At 49.7% G+C, this 12,692-nt stretch carries 11 protein-coding genes and 1 other RNA gene; 6 read left to right on the top strand and 6 right to left on the bottom strand.

Features of this window, described 5'->3' with window-relative positions; genetic code table 11:
- Positions 1-14 precede the first annotated feature (14 nt).
- On the top strand, positions 15-929 hold the full coding sequence (locus EJ361_RS18845) for a PorP/SprF family type IX secretion system membrane protein (protein WP_126247193.1): 915 nt from the start codon (positions 15-17) through the stop codon (positions 927-929).
- Between the two features lie 797 nt (positions 930-1,726).
- Positions 1,727-1,948 (top strand): PLDc N-terminal domain-containing protein, encoded by a 222-nt coding sequence (locus EJ361_RS18840; RefSeq protein ID WP_126247192.1) that lies wholly within the window; start codon positions 1,727-1,729, stop codon positions 1,946-1,948.
- A gap of 200 nt (positions 1,949-2,148) precedes the next feature.
- Here EJ361_RS18840 and EJ361_RS18835 read toward each other — a convergent pair whose 3' ends face one another.
- The 5 genes from EJ361_RS18835 to rplU all read right to left on the bottom strand — a co-directional run bounded on the left by EJ361_RS18835 (position 2,149) and on the right by rplU (position 5,761).
- Positions 2,149-2,880 carry a PrsW family intramembrane metalloprotease gene (locus tag EJ361_RS18835; RefSeq protein WP_164714320.1) on the bottom strand — a complete coding sequence of 244 codons (732 nt, stop codon included), beginning with the start codon at positions 2,878-2,880 and terminating at the stop codon, positions 2,149-2,151.
- Positions 2,881-2,887: 7 nt separating this feature from the next.
- The gene (locus tag EJ361_RS18830) at positions 2,888-4,570 is read right to left on the bottom strand and encodes a DNA polymerase/3'-5' exonuclease PolX (protein ID WP_126247190.1); all 1,683 of its coding nucleotides are present in this window, start codon (positions 4,568-4,570) and stop codon (positions 2,888-2,890) included.
- A gap of 75 nt (positions 4,571-4,645) precedes the next feature.
- Positions 4,646-5,044, bottom strand: a complete 399-nt coding sequence (locus tag EJ361_RS18825) for a histone H1-like repetitive region-containing protein (protein WP_126247189.1) — start codon at positions 5,042-5,044, stop codon at positions 4,646-4,648.
- Between the two features lie 71 nt (positions 5,045-5,115).
- Positions 5,116-5,394: a 50S ribosomal protein L27 gene (gene rpmA, locus EJ361_RS18820; RefSeq protein WP_109697096.1), complete on the bottom strand. Its 279-nt coding sequence runs from the start codon at positions 5,392-5,394 to the stop codon at positions 5,116-5,118.
- Positions 5,395-5,431: 37 nt separating this feature from the next.
- A complete protein-coding gene (gene rplU / locus EJ361_RS18815; protein ID WP_240646677.1) occupies positions 5,432-5,761 on the bottom strand; it encodes a 50S ribosomal protein L21 in 330 nt (109 codons plus the stop codon).
- 293 nt (positions 5,762-6,054) lie between these two features.
- On the opposite strand from rplU, the gene EJ361_RS18810 reads away from it, so the two are divergent.
- From EJ361_RS18810 to ssrA, 4 genes are all read left to right on the top strand, one after another.
- Positions 6,055-7,554: a GH3 auxin-responsive promoter family protein gene (locus EJ361_RS18810; RefSeq protein WP_126247188.1), complete on the top strand. Its 1,500-nt coding sequence runs from the start codon at positions 6,055-6,057 to the stop codon at positions 7,552-7,554.
- Between the two features lie 113 nt (positions 7,555-7,667).
- Positions 7,668-8,831 (top strand): 1-deoxy-D-xylulose-5-phosphate reductoisomerase, encoded by a 1,164-nt coding sequence (locus EJ361_RS18805; protein ID WP_126247187.1) that lies wholly within the window; start codon positions 7,668-7,670, stop codon positions 8,829-8,831.
- Between the two features lie 44 nt (positions 8,832-8,875).
- A complete protein-coding gene (gene rseP / locus EJ361_RS18800; RefSeq protein ID WP_126247186.1) occupies positions 8,876-10,225 on the top strand; it encodes an RIP metalloprotease RseP in 1,350 nt (449 codons plus the stop codon).
- 38 nt (positions 10,226-10,263) lie between these two features.
- Positions 10,264-10,635: a transfer-messenger RNA gene (gene ssrA, locus EJ361_RS18795) on the top strand.
- Positions 10,636-10,878: 243 nt separating this feature from the next.
- Here ssrA and EJ361_RS18790 read toward each other — a convergent pair.
- Positions 10,879-12,522 carry a recombinase family protein gene (locus EJ361_RS18790; protein WP_126247185.1) on the bottom strand — a complete coding sequence of 548 codons (1,644 nt, stop codon included), beginning with the start codon at positions 12,520-12,522 and terminating at the stop codon, positions 10,879-10,881.
- Positions 12,523-12,692 lie beyond the last annotated feature (170 nt).

Genomic DNA, 12,692 nt, shown 5'->3' with positions numbered 1-12,692 from the left:
TAAATGTTTTTCAGATGAAAACAGGCATTCAAAAGATTTTCCTTTCCCTGGCCGCGCTCTTCGTGGCCGGGGAAGCTGCCGCCCAGCAACAGCCGCTGTATGCGCAGTACCAGTATAACGGGATGGTGATCAATCCCGGATATCCTTCCATGGACGAGTTCGGCAGCGCCACCGTGGTGATGCGCAACCAATGGGTGGGGATGGAAGGCGCGCCCAAAACTGCGACGTTTTCCTTCTATTCACCTATCCGGTCCACGGGCACCAGCGTCGGGTTTATGGCGCTGAAAGACGAGATCACGGTGTATTCCCAAACGGGGTACCATTTGAACATCTCCCAGAAGGTCAAGCTGGATGACAAACTCTACCTGGCGATGGGCCTGAAGGGTGGGATGGAACAGTACCGGGAGAACAACGAACATCTTGGGAGTCCTGACGATCCGGTGTTCGCCAATAACCAGTCGTACTGGAAAACCGACGTGGGTTTCGGCTTCGTGTTATTTTCCGACAAGTGGTTCATTGGCTTTTCCGCCCCCTCTTTCCACAATTTCGACCTGGGCGGATCGGTGAACAAGGTGGAGTTCAAGCGGCATATGTACCTGCACGGGGCTTATATCACCAAGATCAATGATTTCCTGAAATTTAAGCCGGGGGTGGTTTTGCGCCAGGTGAGCGGGACCGGTGTACAGGCTGATATCAATGCGATGTTCATTTTGAAGGACGTGTTATGGGCGGGAGCAACCTGGAGAACGGAGAAATCCGCCTGTGCAACGGTGCAGGTGCAGGTGTCGAAGAACTTCCAGTTCGGGTATTCGTATGATTTTGCATCGAACACGCATTTGAAGGGCATGCAGGGCGGATCGCACGAACTGATGCTGAATTATCGGTTCAGCCTCCAGAAAGATAAAAAACCGGCTCCCCGATTGCTTTAACGGATAAAATTTTATACATTAGTGAAATAAATATCCAGATAATTGCATCTGAAATTTATCCAGCTACGTATATACTCCCGAACAAGCATACACGACATGTTTCGCCTCGCCTTTCATAGTTGTTTATCCGGGTTTATTTTGGTTAATAGTTAGTTATCCTAACGTGAAGGTTTTGAATCTTCATTTTTTTAAATTAGATTTGATTTAAAGATTGACACCATAAGTGAGGCTGTTGTAAAAGTGATCAACCAAAGTTCTTTCCAACACGATTCCGATTTTAAACATCAAAGATATTTGCCGATGCGGCAACGCATGGCAGTAAGAGTTGTCTTAAGCTAAATTGGAGAAAAATTCGAGCCTGATGTTCGTGTCGGGCTCTATTTTCAGTTTTTCTTTCGGCGATCTTACAAAAAGCATTTCAAAGAGTCTTATTAGGGAATAAGGGATTTTTGTCTTAAGCTAAATTGGAGAAAAACGAGCCTGGTTGTCTTATCGGGCTCTTTTCATTTTACCCCCTTTCCGACTGCTCCACTCAAACTATCATCCACCGGAAAATTTTCTGCCGGGCTTACAGAAATAGTTTAGCAATCCTAACTATATAATTAATTTTTTGTAGATTTACAGAGAAGGAAAACGCTTCGCCATGGCCCTTTCCTGAAAATCAATGACATCTGCTTTCACAAACTTTTTATATCCACTTTGCATTACTAGTTAATTTGGAGGATGGGCCTGATTGTCAAGTCGGGCCTCTTTTTTTATGCATTCTTCCGAAAAATTGCTAGATTTAAAACATACCAATGCACCGGATGACCATGAATGAGGAAGTGTTGCTCATGATACTGTTTCTTGCCCACCTGTGGCTGGTGGTCCGTTTTGTGGTGCTTCATACTTTTAAAAGGACCGATAATAACCGCCCTTACCACCTGAAATGGCTCATGCTGGTATTTTTTGTGCCCTTCCTGGGATACGGGCTCTATTTCTGGTTAACCCGGAAAAGCATTTCCGAAAACCAATCCTGATCCGGCGTTAGTAACGTCAAACTTGTCTGATGTTGCTTACAGCGGATTAATGCCGGTAATTCGCCTGATATCCCCCTTTATAGTGAAAATTCAACTAGTGTTGTCCGGTTTCCGGTCTTTGTTCCGGCCGACGGCGGGTGGTGCGAAGGCCCGGCTTCGATACCGTTATTAACCTGTGAATAGCAAATAAATGGCGCCCGTCAATCCGGATCCCGCTCTTTTTCCATTTTTACCGTGTTTTCATTTTCCTGCCGCAGCCTTTCCCACTCGCGGGAAGTAGCCCTGTGCAGCCGGATCGCGCGGATAGACAGGCGAACGGCGATGAAAAGGCACACCAGCGACGCCAGTACCTGGAAGATGCTGTCGCCGATAAAGAGGAAGAAATCGAACGCGCCATGGAACACCACCGCCCAGAAAAGCCCCGTGAACAGCAACGTGCCCCTGTGCTGGGGGATAAACTTCGCCAACCCCGTATAATAACCCATCAAAATCGCAAAACAGGCATGCGCCGGCACGGAAATGAACATCCGCGCCCAACCCGTGGCCATTCCGTATTGGTATACATAACTGATGTTTTCCACCGTTGCGAATCCCATCCCGATCATCACGGAATACACGATACCGTCGAACGGCTCGTCGAATGCTTTTTTCGGGTAAGTGAAGTACCGTAGTACGAGGTATTTTCCGCCCTCTTCACTGAGCCCCACGATGAGGAAGGCATAGATCGCGCTGCTGAGCAAACCGTCGCCGGAAGGCTGCCAGCCGCGGATAGCCGCCACCGTCTGCACGAACAGCGGCAGAGCCACACAGAGGACGCCCAGCAGGAAACAGCGGATCAGCAGGCCCAGGGGCTCGCGGTTACGCTGGTCGAGCGCATAAATGGCCAGCATGATGGCGATCCCTGGCGCAACGGCCAGGGCGAATGCGTTCATTAACATGTCAGATTCCTTTGGATTGTTTCCGGGCCGCCAGCCAGGCTTCCAGTTCGGAAAGGCTGAAGCTGCTCAGGTTTTTGTCTGCGGTAAGGCCGCCTTTTTGCGCGGCGAGCGTGCCGTAGCGGATGTCGGCAAACCCCTCGATCGTGTGCGCGTCCGGGTCGATGGAGAGCATCGCGCCTTTGTCGATGGCCAGGGAGATCCATTCCCAGTCGATGTCGAGCCGCCGCGGGTGCGCGTTCAGTTCGATCACTACCTGGTTGGCCACGCAGGCGTCGATAATGGCGGGATGGTTGACTGGATAACCGTTGCGGCTCAGCAGGAGGCGGCCGGTCATATGCCCGAGGATCGTCGTGTAAGGGTTTGCGATGGCTGCCAGCAGGCGGGCCATGGCTTTTTCTTCCGGCATCTTGAGGTTGGAGTGCACGGAGGCGATCACCAGGTCGAAGCTGCGGAGGATGTCGTCCGGGTAATCCAGGCTACCGTCGTTCAATATATCCGCTTCGATGCTTTTGAAGATTTTGAAGGGCGCGAGTTTTTTGTTCAGTTCGTCGATCTGCGCATGTTGCGCCAGGATGCGGTCGGGCTGCAGGCCGTTGGCATAGAACGCGGAGCGGGAGTGATCGGAAATGACGAGATATTCGAAACCTTTATCCCTGGCGGCTTTGGCCATATCTTCCAGCGAACTGGCGCCATCGCTCCATTGGGAGTGGGAGTGAATGATACCTTTGATATCGCTGGCCTGGATGAGTTGGGGGAGTTTGCCGGCGGCGGCTTTGAGGAGGATATCGGGTGTTTCGCGGAGGGCGGGCGCGATATCCGGGAGGCCGGCGCGGGTGAAAATTTCGGTTTCGGTGGATTCGGTGCCGCCGTTGGCAGCGCCTTCTCGTGCGAAGAACGCGGTCAGGAAGGCGTCGGTACCCGTGGTGGTGAAGAGTTTGGTGGCGAAATGTTCGGGTGCGGTGCCGAAGAGGCGTATTTTGACCTGTTCACGGAATTGAACGAGGATGGAATCGTCGGAATTGCCGAGTCTTTCGAATCCGTCCAGCGCATGGAAGGTTTCGGAGACGTGGTCGATGGGCGTGCCTACAACGAATTCCAGTTCATCGATAACGGGTTGCTGGCGGCGGTAGGCGCCGGTGGGGGATATGGGCGTTCCGGGGAAGGATTTCTCCAGGAGTGCGAGGAGTTCTTTGGCGAAGGGTTCTACTTCGGCGAAGAGGAATCTTTCGCGGTTGGAGAGGAAGAATTCGATGCTTTGGCGGATGGATTCCTGCGTTTTGGCGCCGAACCCTTTGAGGAGGGTGAGCCGGTTTTCGTTGCAGGCGTAGAGGAGTTCGCCGAGGGTTTCGATTTCGAGTTCTTTCCAGATGGTGGCGATCTTTTTGGGCCCGATGCCTTTGATGCGCATCATATCGAGGATGCCTGCGGGCGTTTTGGCGAGGTATACTTCGAGGAGGGGGAAAGCGCCGGTGTCGAGCATTTCGCAAACGGATTTGCCGGTGGATTCGCCGATGCCTTTAATGCGGAAGATAGCGTCTCTGGGAGTTTCCTGGAGGGGAACGGTGAGTTTTTCTATCTGGAATGCCGCGTTGGCGAAGGATTTGGCTTTAAAGGGATTGTCTCCGTGGATGTCCATGAGTTTGGCGAGCAGGGAGAAGTTATCGGCGATGACGTAGTTATCCATAGGGGTGTAAGTTAGCAAAAAAAAGAACCTCGATTTTCATCGAGGTTCTTTATGCTACAGTTTGTAAATCCGATCTTACATGGCCGGAGCTGCAGGAGCAGAGGGAGCAGCTTTCTTAGCAGCTTTCTTTTTCGGAGCAGCTTTCTTGGCAGCGGCTTTCTTAGGAGCAGCTTTCTTGGCAGCGGCTTTTTTAGGAGCAGCTTTCTTGGCAGCGGCTTTCTTAGGAGCAGCTTTCTTGGCAGCGGCTTTCTTAGGAGCGGCTTTCTTAGCAGCGGCTTTTTTAGGAGCAGCTTTCTTAGCAGCAGCTTTTTTCGGAGCAGCTTTCTTGGCAGCGGCTTTTTTAGGAGCGGCTTTCTTGGCGGCGGCTTTTTTAGGAGCAGCTTTCTTAGCAGCAGCTTTTTTAGGAGCGGCTTTCTTAGCAGCAGCTTTTTTCGGAGCAGCTTTTTTAGCAGCGGCTTTCTTAATTGTTGCCATTGTTTTTTGAATTTTGGGTTAGTAATTAAAATTGGGTATTAAAAAAACTTTATGGCAAACACTACGCTGAATTAGGCTTCCGCCTGCGCAGTGGTGTCAAATGATTTAACGGAAACGAAAGTGCGGTTTTCGCGACCTTTCCTGAATTCCACCACACCGTCGGTCAGCGCATAGATCGTGAAGTCCTTGCCGATACCTACGTTGGAACCAGCATGGTACACGGTGCCTCTCTGACGGATGATGATGTTACCGGCTACAGCTGCCTGACCGCCGAAGATTTTAACCCCGAGCCTTTTGCTTTGGGAATCCCGGCCGTTCTTTACACTACCTTCACCTTTTTTGTGTGCCATTGTATTATAACTTTAGAAACTTTTAGTCAATATGAATTTAAGCAATTTCGTTGATCTTGATCTTGGTGAAATGGGTACGGTGGCCCACTTTCTTCCGGAAGCCTTTTCTGCGCTTCATTTTGAAGGCGATCACCTTATCACCTTGCACATGGCCCAGAATTTCAGCCTTGATCACTGATTTTACATCAGTACCTACGGTAATCTTACCGTCGTTGTCAGTCAGCAGAACTTCTGCAAATTCTACTTTATCTCCGACGTTACCAGCCAGTTGGTGAACGAAGATCTCCTGATCTTTTTGCACCTTGAACTGCTGACCTGCGATTGTTACAACTGCGAACATAGTATTTCCAAAAATAATTTCCTGCAAAGGTATTACTTTGTTTTTTAATCAACAAAACAATTCCTGCAATTTTAGTGCCTGTTCACCCGGCATGGGTTTTTACAGGCTTGAAAAATAGTAGATTACATATCAAAGATACGCACTTTTTACAATTTTAGTTTTTTTTAACAATTGTATACATATCCCCCTTCCCCCGCACCCGCAGGCCACCTGCCGCTTTACACCCCGCAAGCCCCGCCAGTGGCCGGTTCTAAAAACGCTTAACTTGCGGACAATTTTTATACATTTGTTACTTACGTTGATCATTAAAATAACGGGGCATGAAGTTTAAATCACTGCTGGCCAAACCATTTGCTTCCATTATCGCCGGAAAGGTGAAGAAGGAAATGATGCGGGCGGCGGAAGACCAGGAGGCCATCCTCCAGGATTTGCTGAAGACGGGCAGGAAAACAGAGTTCGGGAAAGAGCATACATTCGACAATATTCACACCTATCAGGAATATAAACAGGCCGTTCCCATCCGCGACTACGAGCAGTTCCGGCCCTGGATCGAGAAAATCAAGGAAGGGCGCCACAACATCCTCTGGAAAGGCCTGCCCATGTACTTCGCCAAGACGTCGGGCACCACCAGCGGCGTTAAATACATCCCGATCTCCAAGGAATCGATCGATCACCACTTTAATACATCCCGTAACGCCGTTTTCTGCAACGTCGTGGAAACGGGCGATGCGTCGGCGTTCGACGGCAAGCTCATCTTCCTTTCCGGCTCCCCCGAACTGGAAAGGATCGCGGGCATCCCCACCGGCCGGCTCAGCGGCATCGCCAACCACCAGATCCCCCGGTACCTCCGTACCAACCAGCTCCCCACCTACGAAACCAATTGTATCGAAGACTGGGAAACCAAGCTGGGCAAGATCGTGGACGAGACCATCCACCAGGATATGCGCCTCATTTCCGGCATTCCGCCGTGGATGCAGATGTATTTCGACGAACTGATCGCCCGGAGCGGCAAGCCTGTCGGCGAACTGTTCCCCAACTTCAACCTCCTCGTGCACGGCGGCGTCAACTTCGAGCCGTACCGCGCCAAACTGATGGATTCCATCGGCCGGAAAGTGACCACCATCGAAACTTTTCCCGCGTCCGAAGGCTTTTTCGCCTACCAGGACACCCAGCAGCAGGAGGGCCTTCTCCTCAACACCAACGCCGGCATCTTCTTCGAATTCGTGCCTGCGGCGGAGATTTTTTCGCCCAATCCCACCCGTATTTCCCTCAAAGACGTGGAAACAGGGGTGAATTATGCCATGATCGTGAGCACCAATGCCGGATTGTGGGCATATAATATAGGAGACACCGTGAAGTTCGTGTCCCGCAACCCTTACCGTATCGTCGTAACCGGCCGTACCAAGCATTTCATTTCCGCCTTCGGCGAACACGTCATCGGCGAGGAAGTGGAGCACAGCCTTATGGGCGTGGCCGGCCGCCACGGCGTCCGCATCACCGAATTCACCGTTGCGCCCAAAATCCAGGTGAACGGTGAACTGCCTTACCACGAGTGGTTCGTGGAGTTCGAAGACGTGCCCGGCAACCTCGACGGCTTTGCGCAGGAGGTAGACGCGGCGATGCAGGAGCAGAATATTTATTATAACGACCTGTTGACCGGCAATATCCTGCAAACCCTGAAAATCAGGCCGGTACGCAAGAACGGGTTTATCGACTATATGAAATCCATCGGAAAACTGGGGGGGCAGAACAAAGTGCCCCGCCTCAGCAACGACCGTACCATCGCGGACGAGCTGGGCAAATACCTGGAAGGCCGCTGACAAACGGCATTTCCCAGGTTAATTTCCCCGCCGAACAGGCGGGGCGGCCCTTTTCGCACGCCGCAATTGAAAAAACCTTTAAATTTAAACGCAAGGAGAGATTCAATCTGATCATGAGTAAAAAACGTATAGGCATTTTCGGGTCTACGGGCTCCATCGGCCGCCAGGCGCTGGAAGTGATCGAAGCCCACCCGGCCCTGTTCGAAGTGGAAGTGCTGACGGCACAATCGAACGACGCGCTGCTGATCGAGCAGGCGCTGAAGCACCGGCCCAATGCCGTAGTGATCGGCGATGAAACCAAGTACGCCGCAGTGAAGGACGTTTTATTCGACCAGGGGATCAAAGTGTTTGCGGGCCCTTCCGCCATGGTGGAAGTGGCCGCATGGGATTCCATCGACCTGATGCTGTCTGCCGTTGTAGGCTTCGCCGGACTGGCGCCTACGCTGAGCGCCCTGGAGCAGGGCACGCCCGTGGCCCTCGCCAACAAGGAAACCCTTGTGGTGGCGGGAGACATCGTCATGGCAACCGCCCGCAAGAAAAACGTTCCCCTCATCCCGGTGGATTCCGAACATTCCGCCATTTTCCAATGCCTGCAGGGCGAACCGCTTTCCAAAGTGGAAAAGGTGATCCTGACGGCTTCCGGCGGACCGTTCCTCGGCAAAAAGACGAATTTCCTCATCAACGTAAAGAAAGACCACGCCCTGCAGCATCCCAACTGGAGCATGGGCGCCAAGATAAGCATCGATTCGGCCACCCTCATGAATAAAGGCTTGGAGATGATCGAGGCCAAATGGCTGTTTGGTTTGCATGCAGACCAGATCGAGGTGATCATCCATGCGCAGTCTATCATCCATTCCATGGTGCAATTCGCCGACGGGTCCATCAAAGCACAGATGGGATTGCCAGACATGAAACTGCCCATCCAGTATGCCATGGGGTATCCGGACAGGCTGGTCAACGAATTCCCGCGGTTTTCCTTCAAGAATTATCCTTCCCTGACCTTCGAACAGCCCGACGTAAAAACGTTCCGCAACCTGGCGATCGCCATGGAGGCGCTGCGCAAGGGCGGTAATGCCGCCTGCGTTATGAACGCTGCCAACGAAGAAGTGGTGAACGCTTTCCTGAAAAACAGGATCGGGTTCCTGCAAATGACGGAGGTGATCGAGGAAACGATGGCAAAGGTGCCCTTCGTCGAGAAGCCGACTTTACAGCAATATTACCAGGCCGACACAGCTGCCCGCGATCATGCCGCAGAATTGATACATAGCCTGACCTAATTACTTACATTCGCAAAAAAATACCTGGTTTTTCAAGCAAATACATGGAAACAACCGCAATATTAGTCAAGGCAGGCCAGTTGCTCCTTTCTTTATCGATCCTCGTGGTCCTGCATGAACTTGGGCACTTTATCCCGGCCAAACTGTTTAAAACGAAAGTGGAGAAATTCTACCTCTTTTTCGATCCCTGGTTTTCCCTTTTCAAATTCAAGAAAGGCGATACGGAATACGGCATCGGCTGGTTGCCGCTGGGCGGCTACGTGAAGATCGCCGGGATGATCGACGAGAGTATGGACAAGGAGCAGATGAACCGGCCACCGGAACCCTGGGAGTTCCGGTCCAAACCGGCCTGGCAGCGCCTGATCATCATGATCGGCGGGGTGACGGTGAACCTGGTACTGGGTTTTCTGATTTATACGATGATCCTTTGGCATTGGGGCGAGCAGATCCTGCCGGTCGACAATGTGAAATACGGTATCCATACGGATTCGGTGGGTTACAGCATCGGGCTGAAGGAAGGCGACATGATCATTGCAGTGGATGGCGAAAAGAAGGAAGATTTTCGCGATATCACCAAAGGCGTCATCCTCGACGAAGCCAAAACCATCCAGGTGATCCGCGACGGAAAGCAGATCGACTTGCACATTAAAGCCGGATTTGTGGGCGGTACGATCAAGAAGAAAGGGGCCATCGCGGCAGTCCGCCTGCCGGCGGTGATCGATACCGTTATTTCGAAAGTGAAAAAGGAGGAGACGCCCGCATTCAAGGCGGGATTGCAGGCCGGGGATACCGTTCTGGCGATCAATGACCAGCCGGTGCATTATTTCCACGAGATATCGAAATTGGTGGTGAAGGACTCCGGTAAAACGGTGACCGTAACAGTGAAACGTGGGGCGGATACGCTCGTGAAAAGTGCTAAGATCCCGGCTGCGGGGTACCTGGGCGTGAATGTTTTCCCTGACAGGCATCTTACATTCGTAACGAAGCATTATACATTCGGCGAGGCGATCCCGGCAGGTTTTACAACGGCCATCGAAACGCTGGTAGACTATGTGAAGCAATTGCGTTTGATTTTCGTTTCCAAGGAAGTGAAGGCCAGTGAGTCGCTGGGCGGGTTCATGAGCATCGGGAACCTGTTCCCGTCCGAGTGGGACTGGCAGAGTTTCTGGACGCTGACGGCGCTGTTGAGCATCATCCTGGCGTTCATGAACATTCTCCCGATACCCGCGCTGGACGGGGGGCATGTGTTGTTCCTCATCTATGAGATCATTACGGGCCGCAAGCCGAGCGAGAAGTTCATGGAGTATGCGCAGATCGTGGGGATGGTGTTATTGTTCGGTTTGCTGTTGTATGCGAACGGTTTGGATATCTGGCGAGCGATCACCGGAAAATAAATCAGGAATTATTCGTATCTTTGCAGAGCAAAAATACCGGGGCTGACCGGTTTTGACAGCATAGGTCTTTGAAAGTGTAAGCATGTCGTGCGTTGGATAATTAGCACGTAAATCTGAATACCCAAACTTTAATTGGCGAATCTAACTACGCCATGGCTGCCTAATCAGATTAGGTACCCATTATAGCCGCCGGAATTGTGTCCTACTGCGACTCCCGCCGCTGAATCAAAACCACAGATGGATAAGTGCACATGGTTTCTGTGAGTGTGCAACGAAAAACTTAACGGATAAGGGCAAGGTTGGTTTGTTCCGTTCCTGCCAGGCCTCGAAAAAGCAATAAGGAAATAAGCATGTAGAAAGCTTTCCGGGAATATGTTTGGACGCGGGTTCGACTCCCGCCAGCTCCACCTGGAAATATAATTTCCTTTAAATATCTATCTCTTAACGGGATAGATATTTTTTTTGCCCAATAATGCTTGAGATTCCACCAAATGTAACTGGTAATTAATCTATTATACAGATTAGTATTGTAATATGTAAATTCCGAAGAATGGTAATTATATATTCATAATGGTATTATATGGGTGTTATGATTGGGACTTGAAGGGAAAGTCGAACTACCATCAATAGTGGATTCGAACACCACTAATGTATCATAGATCTAACGTCATTTGCGCGATGGTTAGAAAAAATGAAGCAATTTCCCTTGATTGTTTAAGTTGTATATGGGAGTCGCTTTCTTGAATTGCCGTTATTAATTTGCTGAGTATAGTGCTATCTATTGCATCTTCCACTTCAAAAATTGATGGGTTTATAATTTGATGATGCTGAGTACTTTGCCCTGATGATCCATTTTTTTCGAAGATGATTTGAAGACTTTCAGCTATTTCTCCTAAGACCAAGTAGTTCGGTGTATATGTTAATCCAAAGGGGAATAAGCAGGAAACCAGCCTCTTTTTCTTTTCGGCATTTAAACTGGTGTAAAGTTCACCTAGTCTGCCTAAACCAGGAGTGCTTTGATTTTGTAACTGACGCATATGTTCCAGATTCGAAGACGATATCGCAAACGCATCTTTTACAATCGCAAACTCAGCTTCACATTCCTGCTTTAATATTTTATAGTGAGTCAGTTCAATTGCTCCTTCCAGCAGAAGTTTGTCGAGGCGTTGAAGCTTTTGTTTAAATGCTTCGACCTTTTTCAGGGCTTTACCATTGGCGAGAAGATGTTTCTCTAACTGCAGGGCTGATAGTTGCTTTTCTAAATCTTTGTATTGTTGGTTAAATATTGAGGTAGGATGTAAGGTGCCTATAAACATTTCCAAATGTTCGTGGACTTGTTGTGCCTTGAATCGCACATGGCACAGCGAATGGCAGTGATAGTAATAGTAAACTTTTCCACTTTTTCCAGTTGATCCACTTCCTGTCAAAATCCGGTTACATACAGGGCAAAGTAGTAAACCTCGGAATGGTAGTAGATCTTTTGTAATAGTATTTCTAGTCACTAACTTTTTTCGGTTTAAGATCTGCTGCACTTTTAGAAATAATTCTTCGGAAATAACAGCTTCGTGTTGCCCGGGAACTGTATAGGCCAGGCCACTTTTATGAACCGCTATTTTACCGCAGTACACCGGATTGCGAATAACCCTCCAAAAACAATTAATGCTTTTGTTAAAACCATAATCCACTGCATGGTGGAAGACTTCGGTTACAGAATAGATTCCCGTAGATAGCTGTTGAAAAGCGAAGCGTATGATCTGAGATGGCATTTCTATCAGTTCTATGTATTTAGTGCCTTTAGTATCCAACTTGTTGACGTAACCATACGGCGCCAGGCCCATCCATCGACCCTCTGTTATGCCTCTTTGTTGCCCCTTTCTTATTTCGAGCGATCGGCGAGCATTTTCCACCTCAGGTACGGCAAGAAAAAACGCCAGCATCATTTGGTTTTCAGGAATAGTCATATCCACGGGCTGTTCAATAGCGCGGACTTCCACGCCAAGCTTGGATAATTTCCCCAGCATTTGGTAGGCTTCGGCAGTGTTGCGGCTAAATCTATCCCATTTGGTGACTAGTAATAAGCGGGGTGTCGGCAGCTTGTAGGTGCGATAGGCGTTGAGAAGTGCTTTCCAGGCCGGGCGGTCAAAAGTTTTTGCTGAGTAATCTTCGAAAATAACTCGACCAATAGTTAGGAAATGAATTGCACAATAGGATTTTAGTATTTCCTCCTGGTAACGTTGGGAGAAACCAGTAAGTTTTTGCTCTTCAGTGCTGACCCGAATATATAAATCTGCTACCATATTCTTTACAGATTAATAGCATACTTAAAGCTACGAATTTAGTTCGCCACATTCGCCATTTTTTGTTAGCGTTACCTTACACCCCTCTTCGGTTTAAACTGATCACCAATTACGGAGCAAAGTGGCCATTAATTACCATTTGAGCACGATTTCTACTTGTAGTGTCAAGC

This window comes from Chitinophaga rhizosphaerae (assembly GCF_003958645.1).
Lineage (GTDB): Bacteria > Bacteroidota > Bacteroidia > Chitinophagales > Chitinophagaceae > Chitinophaga > Chitinophaga rhizosphaerae.
This window is presented reverse-complemented; position numbering and strand designations above follow the sequence as displayed.